The sequence below is a fragment of the Longimonas halophila genome (genome assembly GCF_002554705.1).
Taxonomy (GTDB): Bacteria; Bacteroidota; Rhodothermia; order Rhodothermales; family Salinibacteraceae; genus Longimonas; species Longimonas halophila.
In genome coordinates, this window is record NZ_PDEP01000001.1 from 107,573 (window position 1) to 125,655 (window position 18,083).

General features: G+C 59.8%; 13 protein-coding genes. 5 read left to right on the top strand and 8 right to left on the bottom strand.

Features of this window, described 5'->3' with window-relative positions:
- Positions 1 to 363 precede the first annotated feature (363 nt).
- The 5 genes from CRI93_RS00450 (at position 364) to rfbF (ending at position 7,121) form a co-directional block, all read left to right on the top strand.
- Positions 364 to 1,608, top strand: a complete 1,245-nt coding sequence (locus CRI93_RS00450; protein ID WP_245850230.1) for a glycosyltransferase family 4 protein — start codon at positions 364 to 366, stop codon at positions 1,606 to 1,608.
- Between the two features lie 36 nt (positions 1,609 to 1,644).
- Positions 1,645 to 3,117 (top strand): undecaprenyl-phosphate galactose phosphotransferase WbaP, encoded by a 1,473-nt coding sequence (gene wbaP / locus CRI93_RS00455; protein WP_176521582.1) that lies wholly within the window; start codon positions 1,645 to 1,647, stop codon positions 3,115 to 3,117.
- 59 nt (positions 3,118 to 3,176) lie between these two features.
- The gene (locus tag CRI93_RS00460) at positions 3,177 to 5,504 is read left to right on the top strand and encodes a polysaccharide biosynthesis tyrosine autokinase (RefSeq protein ID WP_098060635.1); all 2,328 of its coding nucleotides are present in this window, start codon (positions 3,177 to 3,179) and stop codon (positions 5,502 to 5,504) included.
- A gap of 284 nt (positions 5,505 to 5,788) precedes the next feature.
- Positions 5,789 to 6,220 carry a hypothetical protein gene (locus CRI93_RS00465; protein WP_098060636.1) on the top strand — a complete coding sequence of 144 codons (432 nt, stop codon included), beginning with the start codon at positions 5,789 to 5,791 and terminating at the stop codon, positions 6,218 to 6,220.
- A 40-nt stretch (positions 6,221 to 6,260) separates the two neighbouring features.
- Positions 6,261 to 7,121: a glucose-1-phosphate cytidylyltransferase gene (gene rfbF, locus CRI93_RS00470; protein ID WP_098060637.1), complete on the top strand. Its 861-nt coding sequence runs from the start codon at positions 6,261 to 6,263 to the stop codon at positions 7,119 to 7,121.
- 54 nt (positions 7,122 to 7,175) lie between these two features.
- Here the strand turns inward: rfbF and CRI93_RS00475 are convergent, their stop codons facing one another.
- From CRI93_RS00475 to CRI93_RS00510, 8 genes are all read right to left on the bottom strand, one after another.
- Entirely contained in the window at positions 7,176 to 8,240 is a 1,065-nt protein-coding gene (locus CRI93_RS00475; protein ID WP_176521583.1) for a T9SS type A sorting domain-containing protein, read from the bottom strand.
- A 394-nt stretch (positions 8,241 to 8,634) separates the two neighbouring features.
- Positions 8,635 to 11,916 (bottom strand): T9SS type A sorting domain-containing protein, encoded by a 3,282-nt coding sequence (locus CRI93_RS00480; protein WP_176521584.1) that lies wholly within the window; start codon positions 11,914 to 11,916, stop codon positions 8,635 to 8,637.
- Positions 11,917 to 12,326: 410 nt separating this feature from the next.
- The gene (locus CRI93_RS00485) at positions 12,327 to 12,578 is read right to left on the bottom strand and encodes a hypothetical protein (RefSeq protein WP_098060640.1); all 252 of its coding nucleotides are present in this window, start codon (positions 12,576 to 12,578) and stop codon (positions 12,327 to 12,329) included.
- 314 nt (positions 12,579 to 12,892) lie between these two features.
- Positions 12,893 to 13,918 (bottom strand): sulfotransferase, encoded by a 1,026-nt coding sequence (locus CRI93_RS00490; protein ID WP_141491493.1) that lies wholly within the window; start codon positions 13,916 to 13,918, stop codon positions 12,893 to 12,895.
- A 12-nt stretch (positions 13,919 to 13,930) separates the two neighbouring features.
- Positions 13,931 to 14,677: a hypothetical protein gene (locus CRI93_RS00495; protein WP_098060642.1), complete on the bottom strand. Its 747-nt coding sequence runs from the start codon at positions 14,675 to 14,677 to the stop codon at positions 13,931 to 13,933.
- A 38-nt stretch (positions 14,678 to 14,715) separates the two neighbouring features.
- Entirely contained in the window at positions 14,716 to 15,933 is a 1,218-nt protein-coding gene (locus tag CRI93_RS00500) for a glycosyltransferase family 4 protein (RefSeq protein WP_098060643.1), read from the bottom strand.
- Positions 15,921 to 17,114, bottom strand: a complete 1,194-nt coding sequence (locus tag CRI93_RS00505; RefSeq protein WP_245850231.1) for a glycosyltransferase family 4 protein — start codon at positions 17,112 to 17,114, stop codon at positions 15,921 to 15,923. The genes CRI93_RS00500 and CRI93_RS00505 overlap by 13 nt, the downstream gene beginning before the upstream one ends.
- Before the next feature lie 10 nt (positions 17,115 to 17,124).
- Positions 17,125 to 18,075, bottom strand: a complete 951-nt coding sequence (locus CRI93_RS00510) for a sulfotransferase (RefSeq protein ID WP_098060644.1) — start codon at positions 18,073 to 18,075, stop codon at positions 17,125 to 17,127.
- Between the last annotated feature and the right edge of the window lie 8 nt (positions 18,076 to 18,083).

The following is an 18,083-nucleotide window of genomic DNA, read 5'->3' on the forward strand; positions in this document are numbered from 1 at the left end:
GAAACGTTGCTCTGGAACGCCGGGGGCGAGTGCCATGCGAAGCATCTTGACGCATCGCACTGTCAAGATCTGGCGCATACGGCTGTAACTTTATACCGATGTCTAATGGGACTCTGACGCACCATTTAAGCAAATGCACTACCAAAAGCGCATGCGGGCTGTGCCACACATCCGGTAGTAGGTGCGCTCTGCCGATATAGTCCGAAGAGAAGTTCTGTTGTATCCTGCATGTGCGTGTTCGGGGCCCCCTATTGTTAAGGGCCCCGCTATCCAAGAGCATGCTCCGCTCGTTATACCGCACATGACCGCGTTTCCATGAATAACACTCCAACCCCGCGTCAGCATCCACGGCCCCACCACCTTTTGGACGCCGTACGGAAGATCGAAGACCAGGGCGATGGGGCCCCGCAAGTTGCAGAGGCGCCTGACGCGTCTTCGGCTTTGGGGGGATACACAGCTCCTGCGCTGGTGCACGACTGGCTTCCGGTATATGCCGGGGCCGAGCGCGTGTTGGAGCAGATGATTCATGCGCTTCCTGATGCGTCCATCTACAGCCTAATCGACTATATCCCTGAAGAGCAGCGCGGCTTTCTTCAAGGAAAGCCCGTGCACACCTCGTTCATCCAGTCGATGCCCTTTTCAAAGCAGCTGTACCGCTACTATCTGCCGTTTGCGCCGTTTGCGATCGAGCAGTTTGATCTCCGCGAGCACGATGTGGTGGTGTCGTCAAGCTACGCAGTAGCAAAAGGACTGCTTACGCGCTCCGACCAGCTCCATGTAAGCTACGTGCACAGCCCCATGCGCTACGCCTGGGATCTCTACCATGACTACCTTGAGCAGTCAAATCTAACGCGTGGCGTACGCGGATTTATGGCACGTGCGCTTATGCATTACATGCGCCTCTACGACAGCACAAGTGCATCTCGGGTGGACGTGTACGTGGCCAACTCGCAGTATGTGGCTCGTCGTATCTGGAAGACCTACCGGCGCCGGGCGCATGTTGTGTACCCACCGGTAGATGTAGATGCATTTGCGCTGCAGACGGATAAGGAGGATTACTACCTTACAATGGCGCGCCTTGTGCCGTATAAGCGCGTTGACCTGATTGTAGAGGCCTTTGCGGCAATGCCCGACAAAGAGCTCATCGTCATTGGGAGCGGACCCGAGCTTGATAGCCTCAAAGAGCAAGCCGGCCCTAACGTAACGCTGCTGGGCTACCAGCCCGACGAGGCTGTGCAGTACTACATGCAGCATGCACGGGCATTTGTATACGCGGCAGAAGAAGACTTTGGTATTGCGCCGGTAGAGGCACAGGCGTGCGGCACGCCGGTCATTGCGTACGGACGGGGCGGCGTGCTCGAAACGGTGGTACCGGGCCAAACCGGACTGCTGTACGCTCAGCAAACTGCGGCCCACATTGCCGACGCGGTGTCCTGCTTTGAATCCGACGAAGCACGCTTCGAACCCGCGCAGATTCGGGCACATGCTGAACAGTTTGGGCCCGACCGCTTCCGAAGCACGTTTTCCACTCTCATTGACACCGCCTACGACGCGTTCCAGACGAAAGCGCCGTGGGACGTGTCTGACGCTCTTGCTTCCTCGTTGTAAGCCCCTCTGATTATGGCGTCTGTAGATACGAAACCCATGCCTACCCCTTCATTTGTTGCGCCGTCTGTTGCCAGCGACGTACTGTTGCGCCCATCTGCGCAAACAGAGGTTGCTGCGGCCACCCGGCATGAAGCGGCGCGACCATGGCGCATGACAGCCCTGCTCATGGCAGGCGACACGCTGGCGCTGGGCGTGCTCCTATATGTGCTCCACATTGCCAGCCTGTGGGTTGCTCCGGCGTTTGCACCAATGGTTATGTCTGCAGCCCCGATCGCTGTTGGAAGTGTCCTTTCGCTGTATGTGGGCATGGGGCTCTATCGAACTCGCGTGATGCATCCCGTTGAGGAGTTGCGGTCGATAGCAGTGCCGGTAACGGGGCTCGCCCTAATTGCACCGGGCTTTACCTACATGATGGCAGGAAGTCCGGTGGCTGTGGGGCTCGTGGCTGCTACTGGTGCGCTGGCAGTAGTTGTTGTGCCTCTGGCGCGCATCACGACCCGTATTATGGGGGCGCACTTGCCCTGGTGGGGCGTTCCGGCAGTGGTTGTTGGATCGACGTCTGCGACCGCGCGCATTGTGGATACGATGAAACGGTGGCCCGAAATTGGGCTGCGTCCAGTGGCAGTCTGTGAAGCGGGTACAGGCCAACATGGAACACGCACGGGGTCCTCGCCCGAAGCCCTGCACTGGGCCCGTCAGCACCAGGTGCCGTATGCCATTCTTGCTGAAGAGGCCGTGCCTGCTGACCAGCGCGCCCACACGCTGGCCCACTACAGCCAGTTTTTTGAGCATGTGTTCTGTGTGCCTGCCACAGACGGCATGGTAGCAACGTGGACGACCACCGCCACCTGCGACGGGCTCTACGGATTTGGGGTGCGCCACCTGCAGCATCAGACCGCGGCTCGCTTTATGAAGCGTGCACTCGATGTGGTAGGAGCGGCCAGCCTGCTAATTATGCTGCTCCCGGTGTTTGCCGCCATTGCGCTGGCCATCCGGTATGCTTCGCCGGGCCCCGTCTTCTACCGACAGACGCGCATGGGCTACCAGGGGCGTACCTTTACCGTGTTCAAGTTTCGCACCATGTATACCGATGCCGACACTCGTTTAGATGATCTCTTGGCACGCAATCCGCGCTGCCGAGCCGAGTACGAGCAGTACCACAAGCTGCACAACGATCCGCGTGTTACCAGCGTGGGGCAATGGCTCCGTCGCTACAGTCTTGACGAGCTCCCGCAGCTCCTAAACGTACTGCGCGGGGACATGAGCCTGGTAGGCCCCCGTGCCTATATGCCCAAAGAACTCTTTCAGATGCGTGGGTTGAGCCGTGTTGTACTCCAAACCCCACCCGGCATCACCGGACTCTGGCAAGTCTCCGGACGCAACGCCGTAAGCTTTAGCAGTCGCGTCGATCTGGACGTGCATTACGTGCACAACTGGTCGCCGTGGCTCGATCTCTATCTTCTGGCGCGCACGCTCCCGGTTGTCTGTACCGGACGCGGGGCGCATTAGCTTTCACCCCTCTGTACGTCTTGCACACTACGTCGTACACTACGCTTTGACCCCCAGTTATGAATACAAACGACCAAAACGCCCTCGACATTCGGCGGAAAAAGGTAGAGCAGATTGGACTCTCGCGGTCTGATAATAGCGATACCGAATCCAACGCAGTCGATTTAAACACAATCTGGCACACCATCAAGCGAGGCAAATGGATTATTTTAGGCACCTGCCTGGCCATGATTGCGGCCTTTGCCGGCTACACTTTCATGGTGGCTCCTGAATATGAAGCCGCCGCTACGGTCCAGGTTGAAAAGCCCAATCAGGCTCAGACGGTCCGCTTCGACATCCAGCCTGAGCTTAGCAGCGAAATCGGCATTCTGACGAACTCAGGGTCGCTGGCGATGCGTGTTATCACCGAACTGCGCACCGCTGCCGACACGACTGATACGCCGTTCCAGCTCTTTGCAGCTGTAGATGATGAGCAGCCCACCGACAGCGAGGCGATGATACGCCTCTTCGATATGGTCGATTTTGCAGCTGAGGCGGATCAGGGGCTCATCCGTATTGTGGCGCGCAGCCAGTATCCCGAAGAAGCGGCTGCTGTCGCGAACACCTATGCGGACGCCTATCGCGCATACAGCCGCGAGTCGGCACGGGCGGGCGTAGCCGCTGCGCGTGAGTTCCTCGAAACGCAACTGGACCGGCGCGAGGAAGACATCGAAGAGGTCGAGAACGAGTGGCAGCAGTTTGCGCGCCGCCATGACGTTGCCATTGATGGGCAAGACGGAAACCGCGTGGCAACAGACTATGTGGAGATGATGGGGCAGCGCGATCAACTGGAGTTCCAGTTGCAAGAAGAGCAACGTACCCTCGACATGTTGGTCAACCAGTTGAACGAGGCGGAGTCGAGCTTCCGAAGCGATGTGGAAGGCGAGCAGTCGGTCCAGTCGATGCAGAACCGGATTGCTGCGCTTGATCAGCAGATCGCAGATCTGGAGGCACAGGCCGAACCCTACTACATCAACAACCCGGATTTGCGTGGCAACGAGGATCAGGTGCGTGAGCTGAGCCAGATCAAAAGGCAAATCGAGGGCCTCGAAGATCGCAAAGAGCGGCTAACAGCTGAAATGGTTGAGTTGGCCGCCGATCCGGAAGTCCGGGTGGGACAAGGGGCTGCCTTGGGCCGCCTCACGGAGCTTCGGGCTCGCATTGATGAGCAAGAGGCGACCGTGCGCCAGCTCCAAGGGCAGGTCAGTCGGCTGAATAACCGCATTGGAGGGTACGAAGACCGCATTGAGGAAATTCCTGAGCAAACCGTGGAGCGCGAGCAACTGGCACGGCGCTTGGATCAGGCAGAGCGGTTCTATCGAGACATTGCGATGGAGCTGCAGCGGACCATCGTGACTGAAGAGTCGGAGCTGGGCTACGTTCAGGTGATTCGTAGCGCATCTATTCCCGCCTTGCCGGTGAGTCCTAACATCCAGCAAAACCTCATCTTGGGGCTGCTGCTGGGGTTGGCATTCGGCATCGGAGGGGCCTTCGTGCGGCAGGCGATGAACTGGCAGATCTACGATCCCGAAGACATTCAAAGCCAAGGATTTAGCCTGGTTGGCGTAATCCCTGACATGAAGCGAGAGATTAAGAGTTCGTTCAATGGTAAAGAGTCGGTTGACGTGGAAGGCCGCCAGCTAAGCACGTCATTGATGCCGCTGCTCAACCCGTGGTCGCCCGTTACCGAAAACTATCGGCTTATCCGGACGAACCTGCAGTTTGCGCAGGCCAACGTAGAGGATATGCCCGAGGTGCTTATGATTACGAGCCCTGAACCGGGCGATGGAAAGAGCACCACGGCCGTTAACTTGGCCATCACCATTGCGCTGAGCGGACGCAGTGCGTTGCTCATTGATGGCGATTTGCGGCGGCCTACAACGCATAAGATGCTGGGCGTAGACCGCTCGCCCGGGCTGGCCGAGATGCTGACCGACAGTACGCAGCGCGAAATTGTGCAGCGTACGTTTATCGAGAACCTCTACTACGTGCCTGCGGGCACGGTGAAGGTGCCTCCGACGGAGTTGCTCGACTCTTCGCGCATGCGCCAACTGGTTGCGCTTGGGCGTTCGCGCTGCGACGTGGTCATCATCGATACGCCCCCGGTACTTGGCGCTACCGATGCACTTGTGGTAAGCTCGCTCTGCGACGCGGTACTGGTTGTGGCATCAGCCAATAAGACCGACCTACGAGCCTTGAAATCAGTCAAGGAAACGTTTGCCGGGGTCAACGTGCCGCTGGCCGGGGTCATCTTTAACCGCTTCGATCCTGCACAGAGCCAGGGCAGCTATGCCTACGGGTATGGCTACGATGCTGCATACTCCTACGCGCCCACGGCCGAAGCCTGAAGGCAGTCAGTGCTTCAGGTATCTAAATAATGCATTCTACACTCGTAACGAATTTTCGAAAAGACCTGAGGGCGTGCGATTCAATGTACGCCTCTGCTGTGTGCCTTATGCGGCACCGCGCAGCAGGCCCGTGCTACAGTGCAGGCTCATTCGCTATGCCCATGTGCCGCCACACCCCCCAATCCTCCCAACACATCATGTATACACAACACATAGTACGTCGTATCGCCTTCTTGGCATTGCTTCTCGTAAGCCTCTTGGCTCTGACCCTGCCTGCACCATCTATGGCGCAGAATATCGGTGAGAATCCTGCGATTCAGGACTACGGGCGGCCCGGCATGCCGCGCATCACAATCTACGTGTGGGGCAATGCCCAAACCGGCGTGTGGACCGTTGAAGAAGGGGCGTCAATGCTCGAAGTGGTAAGCGCCACAGCCCGCGTGGGCCTGGACGAGCGGAATCCCGAACGTCGGCAGATTCATACGCTGCGGCTGTTTCGTGATGGAGATCGAAGCGGCGACCCGGCCTTTGAGGCGCGACTCGAAGACGTGTTCTCGCGCAGCGTAACGCTCCCTGAACTACGTGAACGCGATGTGCTCGTCATCGAGTCGCGCACGCGCCGCCGTCTCTCGTGGCGTGACATCAGTCAGGTGACAGGTACCATAGCATCCGTGGTGTCCATCTTCATCCTGCTTGATCGTTTAGACAGCAATTAATAATCCTGAATACTGCTCTGCCCATCCAGCCTGATGTCCTATGAAAGCTGTTATCCTTGCCGGAGGATTTGGCACTCGGATTGCCGAGGAGACTGCCGTCCGACCGAAACCCATGGTGCCTGTTGGGCCGCAGCCTATGCTGTGGCACATCATGAAGATGTACACGGCCCATGGCATCACCGACTTTATCATCTGCTGTGGATACAAGGGCGAAGTGATCAAGCGGTACTTCGCCGAGTACCAGGCAATGCAGGCCGATGTGACCTACGACTTTGCCAGCGGCAGCACTACGATCCACAACGATCGGGTGGAGCCGTGGCGAGTTACGCTGGTGGATACCGGGCTGCGCACCATGACCGGAGGCCGCCTCAAGCGGGTACGTGAGTACGTGGGCGATGAGACGTTCTGCCTCACGTATGGCGATGGCGTAAGCGATGTGAATCTGCGTGCCGTTGTGGCGCACCACCATGCAGAGGGACGCCGCGCTACGCTCACAGCGGTGCAGCCGCCGGGGCGTTTTGGCACGTTCACGCTCACGCCAGACAGCGACACCATCCGCCGATTTCGTGAAAAGCCAGCCGACGGCCCCGCCTGGATAAACGGCGGCTTCTTCGTTTTAGAACCCGAGGTGTTCGATTACATCGAAGGCGATGATACGGTGTGGGAGCAAGAGCCACTTATGCAACTGGCCCACGATGGCGAACTCACAGCCTATCGACACACCGGGTTCTGGCATCCGATGGATACGTTACGCGATAACCAGCACCTTACGGCGCTCTGGGAGCAAGGACAGGCCCCTTGGTGTGTGTGGGAACCGAACTACGACCCGGAAGCAATTCCGCCTGTGCACAAGCGAATGCAGGCACACGCGTTCACAAACGGCATAAGGAATGCGCCGTAAGGGGCCCCGTTCTATAAGAAGGCTCGGAGGCTGTGGGAGGGTACTGGGGGGCTGTTAGCGGAGCACCACCACACGCCGGGTAAGGCGGTCGCTTCCGCTTTGCACCCGTACGATATACTGACCAGAGGAAAGTCCTGCTGTATTGAGCATGATCGTATGCGGGGTAGACGGCGACAACGGCCCGTGGTGTAGCAGTTGCACGTGACGCCCAAGCAGGTCGAAGAGGTCAACGCGCGTGGGCTGGGCGGTGGCTGTCGTAAGGGTGAGGGTGGCTTGACTGCGCACCGGCTGCGGGGCAATCGATAGCACAAGAGGCATTTCCGTTAGCCGATGAACGACAGCCTGGTTTGCAATTTCGGTGGTGGTGCCGTCGTGGTCGTGCTGCAGGAGCCGGAAGTGATGCGCGCCGTATGCCAGCGGGTCGGTCGTGAAGTTGTACCTGTGCGGGGTCGTGGTCGTGCCGCGTCCGGGCACGAATCCCAGCGCCTGCCAGGTGTGTGTGGTATCGCGCCGATGCTGGATCGTAAACCCGCTGTTGTTGGTTTCGCTGAGCGTGCGCCAGATGGCCTGTGCGCGGTTGCCACGCAGGCGCAGTGCAAAGCTGCTCAATTCAACGGGGAGCACCCCGCTTCCGACAGCCTCCACAGTAAAAATGACATCACTCTCGTAGCGTCCATCGTCGCGACAGAGCGGGTCGCTGCCATCGCAAGGCGTATAGCCAATGTCAGACGGAGCTACGTCGAAGCGACGGTCGGTGCTGGCCTGCCACACGCTAAGCTGTAGAGGCTCGTCGTTGGCATAGCCGTCTACTTCTGAACCAACTGCACCTGGGGGGCCAGAAATCGACAGTACGCGGCTATCCGGATTGCTATCGTCCCAGATCGTACGGCCCGCACAAACGTCATCGTTGGTAAAGAACGCAATTTCGTCGCCTGTGCTAAACTGGGTGGTGCCATCAGGAAACTCAACGCTTACAGTTTCCAGCAGGCGTACGGTGGCATTGTCGGCGTTCGGCTCTGCGGGGCAGTTGGTAAACGGGGACGACTGTGCGTGTACCGGTGCTCCGGCAAAGGCAGCACAGAGCAAAACCAGGAACGCTCCCCAACCGGCAGAACCCATGATACGAAAGGATGTCGCTGTGTACATAGGTCACCTCATGGATGGTGGATAAACGGGTTGGCAGTATTGCTCCGGTGGATTTGTGCACGTCAGCGAAAAGACGCATGTCGCGTATATGGATCAGCAAATCACACAGTCGCACGCACCAGTGTTGCACTCGGTTGCGCGTTATGGGGGCAAAAGACACCGATGTGACACCTTTGGTCTTTCGGTAGACACGAATACGATCAGATAACGCATCTTTTACACGCCACATGGTGCAGGCTGTGCATCATGGCCACCAGGTCCGGGGCGCACATCGAATGGCACGCCGCCCGCCAATAGGACGACGTGCCACATGATGAGGAACGCTGCTGTAGGGACGTAACCGGTGCTGCACGGGTGAGGCTTGCAGCTATCGGACCACCGTAACGCGGCGCGATTCGGTGTGGCGCCCGGCGTTCACGCGGTAGAAGTACGTCCCGCTGGCAAGCTGGCCCGCGTCGATGGCTACCTCGTGCGCCCCGCGCTGCAGGCGGCGGTCGAGCCAGGTAGCCACGCGCTGACCGAGTGTGTTGTACACCTCGATGCGTACGCGTGTGGCTTCGGGCACCGTGACCGAGATCGTGCTCTGGCTTCGTACGGGATTCGGGGCAGGGCCTGCTACAGCAAAGCCCGTTGCAGCCTCAGGAGTCTCCACGCGTGCCCGGTACACAGCACGCGGCTCAAAGGTAAGCGTCTCGTGTGTCCCGTCAGTGAGCACGTTGCGTATGTCGTTAACGGATACAGCGTGGGCGTCTTCACCGGGGCGCTGCGTATAGATGGTGAGCGCATCGCCAGGTTGAGCGCTCGGCACATCGGCCACTGAGCTGGGGCCGCGCACAGGCACCACGAGAGCGCCATCGGCAACACGCCCGTGACCTACACGCTCGCCGTACTCGGTTTCGGCCCATACACGCGTATCGGCGGGCCACTCAGTGCCGGTAGCCACCAGTACAGCGGAAGACTCGTATCCGCCCGACTCGCCCGACGAGGTTTCAGACCGTGCCATAGCGTGCAGTTGCTGAGCGGCGCTTGCGTCTGCCGATGGGTACTCCAGGGTGCCATCGTCAACCACGTAGGCCATGTAGCCCTTGCCAGGCTCCAGTACATCGATCGTGTTGATGGGATCATCGGGGTCGGGCAGGTAGATGTCGCCCGACATGTCCTTCATGAAGATGAGATCGCTTCCCAGGCTGGCGGTGGCCTCCTCAACTCCGAGGGGGGCACTGGGCAGATACGGAATGAAGTTCCAGCCTTGCACAACCTCTACCGGGTCGCTGGCCGGGCGGGCCGTGCCCTCAACTGGCAGCTCCACTGCGCTCGTCACGTATACCTGATACGCTTCGTCAGGCATCCAGGTGTCGAGCACATCCAGGTTGTACGACGGACTAAACGGGCGGCCGCGGTCGTCTTTCACGAGGATAACCTCGTCGAGAATGGGGGCCAGCACCTCCTCCATCGGACGAGCGCTATCGATCATGCGCGTGGAGATGATATTCCATCCCGCATCTAACGACACGGTCTGCTCGGTTGGAGCCGACGGGGTGTCGTCGATTGGCGGGTTGTCTTGGTACGGCGCAATGTGCGCCATCCAGTCGCCTTCAGGCCAGGCGTCGTTCGCCCAGGTCGCCAGGTCGTACAGCACCTCGTAGGCCACACCGTATTCGCCGAAGTTCTGCAATGCTGTCCAGAAGTGGTCGGCGTAGGTAGTGCGGTCGTAGCGGTTCATGTACTGGGGTACGTGCGATTCGGGCTCAAGGCCGTACTGGTCGTCGGTGCGCCGAGCCCAGTCGTTCATGTCGGTGGCTGTGAGCCCGTCTGCGTAAGCGCTCATGATTACATTGAGCGCCTGTCGATACTCATCGTCAGGCATGTCGCGCAGTGGGCTGCCCCAGAAATGCGCCTTGTCAGCAATCGCGGGGGTTAGATGGCGCATGTACCAGCCGCGTGGTTCAGTGTCGGAATAGTCGTTGGGCACAGTATGAGCCACCTGCACCATTTTCATGTACGAGATCAGGTAGCGCCAATAGTGGGGCTCAGGCTCGTTCACTGCCGAAAGATGCTGGAAATGATATTTCCAGTCGACGGGCTTCAGTCCGGTGGTCAGCGCCGAGCCGGGGTTGAGTGTGATCTGATGCTGATACCAGGCGGTGTCGTGATACCGATCCATGATGCCTCCTCCAGAGCCCTTGCCCCCAATAATATGTGGAGCCATGTCGAACACCACGCGCGAGAAGCTCGTCCACTGCCGGGGCTCAGCCTCACTGCCGTAAAGCTCTTGCGCATGTTCTTCGTTATGATTGGGCTGGAAGACCTCGAACGTCTTGACCAAGCCCCACTTCACCGGCACCTGCCGTGCGATCTCATAGTCGTAGGGGGCAGGGGCGCTGTTCGGGGGAGCCCAGTCGTTCTTTAGGTTGCGCCATATCTGTTGCGAAGCACGCTCGGCGGAGTCCTCGACGCGCCAGGGGCGGTCTTCGTTGATAAGACCTGGCACCTCGTTTACGTACCAGTCCCATGCATCGCTGCTCTCGAACTCGTCGCCCCACACGTCGAGTGGATGAAACTCGGGAAGCCACTCGTTCCAGTCGGGCATCTGGACGCTGACGGGTGCTTCGCGCATGTTCAGCTGGCCGTCAATCGCGAAGGCATCGGGGATGACGCCGTTAGGGAAGACGTAGTCACGCATTTCTGAATCGCGCTCCAGCACCCATTCGGTACCGGCTCCCGCAGCCCAGTAGGTCTGGTCCATCGCGTCCATCGATTGGCCGCTGGTGCGGTGATCCGATTCGCTGCGCGAGGCAATGGAGGTGGGGCCGGGCTGATACGGGGGCTGCCACGGGCGGCCCGGCGGATCGATCGTTTGGCCGTCGGAAGTAGTGAGTTCGATTGAGCGGATGTAGGCGGCAATCTGTCGGCCCTCGGTCTCGCTCAGCCCGTGAAACTCGCTTCGCTGCTCAATGGCGTAGTTTGAGTACGCAAAGTACTGCAAGTCGTAGCCACCTTCTACGTGGCAGTCGTTGCACGAAGCGCGAATGGTAGGGCCGTTCCAGCCTTCCACAAGCAGGTCGCGCTGAGTCCAGAGTTCGCGCCCGGCTTCAATGTCTGACGCGTTGTCGAAGCCCTCGGGCGCCGTCCAACTGCCGGGATCGTCCCATGTCGTGGGTGTCCCTGCTGACAGGTTTGCGTCTCCTGCCGACTGCACCTCAAGTGCCAGGATCCGGTAGCCCATCGACGGGTCTCCGAGTCCGTTATCACCGATAGGGTAGTTCATGCGAAACTGCACCACGTTCGGGCCCTCCTGTACCGCCCCCAGGTCATCAAGCGGGATGCGGAAGCGCACGGTGTGCATTGGACCGTCGATACAGCGCATGCTGGATTCGGGTGACTCGCACTCAACCGTGCTGTTGTTGATGTTGAGCCAGTCGCCTCCGTTCAGCCGAATCGACGCCTTGTCTGTGTCGTATCCGCGTATGTCGGTGTGGTGGTACGGATAGCCAATGGAGTGCGCCCGCACGTACACATGCGAGGCGGCCTCTGCATCCGACACCTGAAGCGACACCGAACGCGTATAGCCATCGGGGCCCATCACTTCAATGGGGAAAACAAGCTCATCATTGGTATCCGAAGATACAATCGTGAGCTGAAAGGCCACGGCCAGAGCAAGGGTGCTCAGGCATAGCAATAATACCAATGCGTGAACAGCCGGACGCTTCCATAACGTCCGCAAGGCCGAGCGCAACTGCGATATGTACGAGGTTCCAGTCATAGCAACCGTTAAATATAAGCAGGTGGACATCCGCCGAGCAATCTTCCCGACGGCACCCACTATCTATTCAAGGGGCATACCACGTTGCGCCATTGGTGTAAATGGGGGAGCGTAATTCAGGGCCTCATGTATCCGGAAGCGCTTTGTATGTGTTTTGTGAATGAGAGGCATTGGTTCGTTTCATGTAGCGTATGGGTAGATGTGTCTATATGTAGATAGAAATAGAGGCAAGATGTATGTAGTGGCAGATTGTAAAATGTGCAATATTGTGCATATAGGATGCGAAAGCATTACCTTTATGTCCTATGCTGGTCCCATTCGTTATAGGTGTGCTGGGTCTGGCAGCGAGGGGCCTCGTAAGTGAGGGCTGTAATTTCAGTTTGTAAAATTTCTTTCTGAGCGTGCCGATCCGATTTGGTCTTGGCATTGAGCGTTGTTTTCGACCGAATACGTGCCACATTTTTACCCGTCGGGGAAAAGACGGAAAAATGAACCCCTAATATATCGCTCATTGCCTCGAACCCCTGATCGATGGGTCCGATGGTCATGGAGAGTGAGCGTGTCATCATGCAATCCGAGGAGGGCGTACGTGCCTCGTCGAACCATATATCGGCGCGTAGGCCCTGGCGCAGCCCCCTATGTTATGGGGGTAGTGGGTAGACGCTAAGTGATAAGGCTATCGCAGAATGTAGGTTTGTCTTATTCGAACCCCCTCTCCCTTCGGGTTTCTCCCCCTTTTCCAAGGGGGAGATGTCGATAGACAGAGGGGGTTGTCTGGCTCCGATGATGTCGGCCATATGACAATCACTTACCATTGAACCGCTACCGTTATGGGTATGTGTGCCTCTTGCGGGGCTATTGGCTATTCGTGAGATGTCTCCAGAGGTGCGTTCAGGTTGAAGCTTTTGCGTGAGTAGCACTGCAGAGCGACCTCTTGGGTAATGTCAAAAATCGTCTGTCGCTGCGATGGGGAGAGCGAGTCGCGTCGCATCTCAAAGATCTGCGCGCTGTCGCGGCTGAAGTCCTGAACGCGTCCTTGCTTGGCCTCGGGCGAGTTTCCGCCGTGCGTTTTGCGGTGTATCTTGCGCTCTACGTATGACGACCAGGGGAGGCCCAACGTGTCGTACAGTGCCCCAAATGTCTCCACCGGCGATGCGCACAGCTCCTCGTGTGTTACGACAGGCCATTCAAACGCATTGGCCCACTGCAGAAGCGTTCGATAGGTGAACAGCCAGTGGAAGCAGGCGTCGGTAAGTGAGGAGTGGTCGTAGCTGTTGTAATTTGCGAGGTCCTGCTCTGTCAGATAATCGCGGACAAAGGCATCCTGACTGAGCAATTTCTGCGTTTCGGGCCACCACGACACACGCTCAAAGCTGGCGACCAGAGACGCCGGGTGCCGAATAATCACAACGGGTTTGAACTGGTACGCGGTGTGCAGATGTCGCGCTACGAGCGGAGCCGTGGGGTCTTTAACAATACAGTGCCGATGCAGGTAGTTAGCTTTCGCCAGCCGTAAGAAAAACGGTCCGCGACTCCCTACGACTTTCTTAATGAGCTTCAGGTGCGACGGATCGTTCGGGTAGTAGGAGGTCTGAAGCGCAAAGTCGTACTGCTTGAGCCGCTCAAACTGCCGGTCGAGCATTTGCATCGTGTCCGTTTCCAGTGTCTCTGCGATGTACTGATACCGTTTCTCCATGCCAGGCATCCCACAGCGCACGTTGAATGGCTCGTGAATGTAATCAACGGAAAGCGGCGTGCTGAGAATGTCTGCGAGGAATGTCGTTCCGCTGCGGATGCTTCCCGTGACGAAGATCCAGTTCTTGATGTGGCGGGTGCCTACGTTGATCATTGAGATAGTCGTTTGTTTTAGGATGCGTACAGTATCCAACAGAGAAGAGAATCAGGAAGACGATGAGAGCGAGGCTGTCGGCATGACGCCGTACTGCTCCCAATCGACATGGAGCGCTTCGGCCCGCTCGCGCAGAGCGCGGTAGGCCGGATCTGCAATGGCAGCACGGAGCTCCGATTTCTTTTTGCGTCGCGCCGCTTCGGCGTCTGAGTTGAGCGTTGTTTTCGACCGGATACGGGCCACGTTCTCGTCTATCGGGCGGAATACCTCAAATGAGCACTCGAATCGCTCGTTGATCACCTCGAACACCTGATCGATGGGGCCCGTCGTCATGGGAAACGGACTGACGACCATACCGCCCAGGTAGGGCGTAAGCGTCTCGTAAAACCGGATGTAAGCGCGCAGGCCCTGCCCCAGTCCTACATACGGCCATCGACTTACGAGCGACACAACCGCATTCGACGGATCGCGGAGCGTAACCAGCACGGGTACGCCTTGATCTACGGCTTTGATGATCTGCGCAGGCGCGTGCAGGTGGTGCGCCAGACGCACGGGGCGCTCCTGGCACGACTTAAACGCTACGGTGGCAAAGCTATTGCCCGACCCCTGAAATCCGTCGATAACGAGTTCGGTGTCGGGTAGGACCTGGCACTCGCGCGGGTCAATGTGGCCGCGCATCTTCCATTGCGTCCACCACACCGTAGCCTGATGGATTGGTGCCAGCCAGGGTGTGGCGGCGCAGCGGGTGCGAATTTCGAACTTGGCCTGTAGAGCGCGCTCTTTCAACGTGGTAAGCATGGGGAATGCAGATTTGATTTGGTTAAGCTGAGAGCAGACTACGCGTTGACATAGGCATGTGGAGACACACGGCGCAGCGCCTCTTCAAACTGCGCATGCATGCGCTTCAAACCGTAGCGCGTGCGCACGTCGGCCGCGCCGGTGCGGGCGAGGGTCGCCGCCCAGTCCGGGTCGTCGAGCAGCGACTGACAGGCTGTAGCCAGCGCGGCTGCGTCGCCGGGGGGAACGAGGAGTCCGCTGTGCTGGGGACGAATAATTTCGGGCACCCCGCCTGCTTTGGTGGCCACCACGGGGCGCTTGGCCAGCAGGCCCTCGGCTACCACGCGCCCGAACGGCTCGGCGGCGGTGGAGGTGTGCACCACAATCGTGCAGGCGGCCATGAGTTCGGGGATGTCAGCGCGGTGCCCGGCAAAGTGCACGCGTCCGCGTAGGGCGGGATGCGCGGCCTGTGTGCGAAGCCGCGCGGCGTACGATTCGTCGCCGGGGAAGGCGGCTTCGCCTACGATGAGCGCGTGGGCCGTGGGCAGGTTGTGCAGGGCCTCCAGCAGTACGTGTTGCCCCTTCCACTCGGCCAGGCGGCTAAACACGCCCAGCACGGGCGCGTCGTGAGGCAAGTCGAGGGCGGCACGAAGAACTGTCGTATCCTTCTGGCAAGCACGGTCGAAAGGCGCAGCGTCGAGTCCGTTGGGAATCTCAATGATCGGCCCGGTACCGCCGCCATCGGCAAAGGCGCGGGCGGTGGCGCGGGAGTTTACGGCTACGAGGGTGGCGCTGGCATTGGCCACACGGGTAACAAGTTGGCGCTGCATCCAGCCGAAGTGCTCGGGCGTGAGCAGGTCGTGCACCATCCAGATGAGCGGCGTGCCGGTCCGTTGGGCAGCCCAGGCGGCGGGCAGCAGTGCCTTCTGGGAGTTAGCGAAGATCACATCGTGCGAGCGAGCCTGCTGGGCTACGTCGTGCGCGGTCCGGGCCAGTGCTGGGAGAGCCTGCAGCCCTTGCATCCAGGTGCCGCTCTTGCGCACGCGTTGCAGCGCCGCGCCCGATTCGAGTATGCGGTGGGGCAGACCGTGCGCCTCCAACTGCTCGGTGAAACGGCCCGATTCGAACGTCACAACAGTGCTCGTGTCCGCATACGGGCGAGCCAGATCCAGCAGAAACAACTCGGCCCCGCCGAGGGCACCACTGTGGTCAACAAAAAGGATGCGGGGAGCCATCTCGGTCACCAAAGGAAGGGCGTAGGCAGTCAAGTTGCGCATGCGATGTCGTAGACGCTGCGCGTAGCAGCAGCAATCTGCGGCCAGGCAAAGCGGTTGTGCGCGTAGGCTGCACAGGGGGCAGCATCTGGCACCGCGAGGCGTCCGTGCAAGGTCTGGCTGAGAGCCTCGTGCAGCGCCTCCGCCGACGTATCTGGCAACACGAGGCGAGGCGATAGGTCGCGCACCACCTCGGGCAGTCCGCCCACGGGCGTTACGAATACGGGCGTGCCACAAGCCAGCGACTCAACGGTCGTCAGGCCGAAGCCTTCCCACGCGGTGGTGGGCACCACGCTCAGCGTCGCGGCCTGATAGGCCAGCGGCAGGTCGGCGTCGGGCACAAAGCCGAGCAGGCGCACGTGGTCGTGCAGCCCGCGCTCGTCGATGGCGTGCTGAAGCGACTCTGCCAGGGGACCGGTACCGGCAATGCACACCAGCACATCGGGATGGGTGCGGCGCAGGCGGTCGGCGGCGTTGAGCAGTGTAAAGAGGCCCATCCGATGCGCCAGGCGGCGTACCGTAAGCACAATGGGCCGATCGGTGGGCCACCCCAGCGCGGCGCGTGCCGCGCGCGGCGAACCCGCATAGAAACGATCGGTGTCCACGCCGCCAGGAACGACGTGAACCCGATCGGAATCGACACCGTAGCGGCGCACCAGCACGGTACGAAATGCTTCGGAAAGCACGATGAAACGGTCCGCGCGTTGGTACACGTGGTGCTCCAGGGCATGCTTCAGACGAACGCGCAACGAGCGGTCGCCCTCGGTGTCGGACTCCAGGGCCCAAGGCCCGTGGAAGTGCATTACAAAGGGAAGGTCGGTGGTCGGCAGCGGCCAGCCGTACAGTGCAAAGTGGCACGCCAGCACGTCGTAATCGCCGCGCTGCACATCGGCGCCAATACGTGTGCGTGCTGCCCAGAGCCGGGCGGGGAGCGAATCGCTTCCGCGTGCAAAGGCGCGCACGTCGGTGGGACGCTTAGCATGGTTTGGTGCACCCGTAACCCAGGTGCGTGCGGACACGTTCGCCTCCGCAAAATGCGTGGTGAGACCATGCACCATGCGGTCGAGGCCGTTGCCAGGCGCCTCCGGAAACCAGTCCATGCCCACGGTGCACACGCGCAGCGGTGCAGGGGGAGCGGCAAGCGGGGCGCGCGAAGCAGAATGACGGCGTGTAGCTGTAGTCATAGGAGCACGGTCAGGCGTATCCAAACGAACGGCGATTTACGGTGGTGATGGTGCGCGCCAGCGAGCGGCTGGAGGGCGGCAGGTCACGTTTCCAGCGCTCATCCAGCTCAATGCCACGGTCTTCGTAGCGCATGGGGTTGCCCGCAATGGTAAACTGGCTGCCGTCGCGGAAGTCGGTCACCGCCTCGGGCACGTAGGGCAGGCCAATCATCTGGCAGGCCTGCTCGAACGTGTCGTGCGGCGTGGAGGCCAGGGTTTCGTACTGCATGAGCATGTAGTCATCGGCCGTTAGGTGATGCTCCGCAATCCGTCCAAACAGGTGGTTCTGAATAACCCACGCTGTAGACTGCCGCGCGGTGTAGTAGAGGCGCGGCACGGCGCTTGGCCAGCGCGGCGACTGCACCCACGGCTTCGTGACCGAGTATGCAAACCCGCACGGATGCTTCACCATGTGCACCACTTTGATGTTGAACCGCCCCGACCGTAGCAGCCAGAGCAGCCGGTACGGGTCTTTCGAGGCGTCCACGATCCACTCTGGGCGCGTGCCTGTGCGCTCCGTCACCAGATCGCGAAAGTACCGGAAGAGCGCCTCGTTGTTGGCACCGTACTGGTCGATTTGTGCCTGCACGCGGGGCGCGAGCGGACCCGGCGCAAAGTCGTTCCAGCGTTGCCAGCGCACGGTGCGCCCGCCGTCGTGATGCTCGCGAAAGTGATGCAGTTGCGGCCCCGGCTGGTGCAGCGGATCCACGCGCGCCTCCATCTCCTGCCAGAACGGGCATGTCTGCACGTAGTGGCCCGAGCCGCACGGGCGCACGCCGCCCATCATAATTTCGTGCGGCCACAGATGCACCTCGCCACACGTAGCCAGGTGCGGATGCGCGCCCAGCATCGACTCAAATAGCGTGGTGCCGCTGCGTCCAATGCTGGCCACATAAATCAGATTAATGCGATCGGTAGACATAAAAAACA

Excerpts from the sequence above, each read along its gene's own strand:
- wbaP (WP_176521582.1), top strand. The coding sequence starts at position 1,645 with ATGCCTACCCCTTCATTTGTTGCGCCGTCTGTTGCCAGCGACGTACTG.
- CRI93_RS00460 (WP_098060635.1), top strand. The coding sequence starts at position 3,177 with ATGAATACAAACGACCAAAACGCCCTCGACATTCGGCGGAAAAAGGTA.
- CRI93_RS00465 (WP_098060636.1), top strand. The coding sequence starts at position 5,789 with ATGGCGCAGAATATCGGTGAGAATCCTGCGATTCAGGACTACGGGCGG.
- rfbF (WP_098060637.1), top strand. The coding sequence starts at position 6,261 with ATGAAAGCTGTTATCCTTGCCGGAGGATTTGGCACTCGGATTGCCGAG.
- CRI93_RS00475 (WP_176521583.1), bottom strand. The coding sequence starts at position 8,240 with ATGGGTTCTGCCGGTTGGGGAGCGTTCCTGGTTTTGCTCTGTGCTGCC.
- CRI93_RS00485 (WP_098060640.1), bottom strand. The coding sequence starts at position 12,578 with ATGACCATCGGACCCATCGATCAGGGGTTCGAGGCAATGAGCGATATA.
- CRI93_RS00495 (WP_098060642.1), bottom strand. The coding sequence starts at position 14,677 with ATGCTTACCACGTTGAAAGAGCGCGCTCTACAGGCCAAGTTCGAAATT.
- CRI93_RS00500 (WP_098060643.1), bottom strand. The coding sequence starts at position 15,933 with ATGCGCAACTTGACTGCCTACGCCCTTCCTTTGGTGACCGAGATGGCT.
- CRI93_RS00505 (WP_245850231.1), bottom strand. The coding sequence starts at position 17,114 with ATGACTACAGCTACACGCCGTCATTCTGCTTCGCGCGCCCCGCTTGCC.
- CRI93_RS00510 (WP_098060644.1), bottom strand. The coding sequence starts at position 18,075 with ATGTCTACCGATCGCATTAATCTGATTTATGTGGCCAGCATTGGACGC.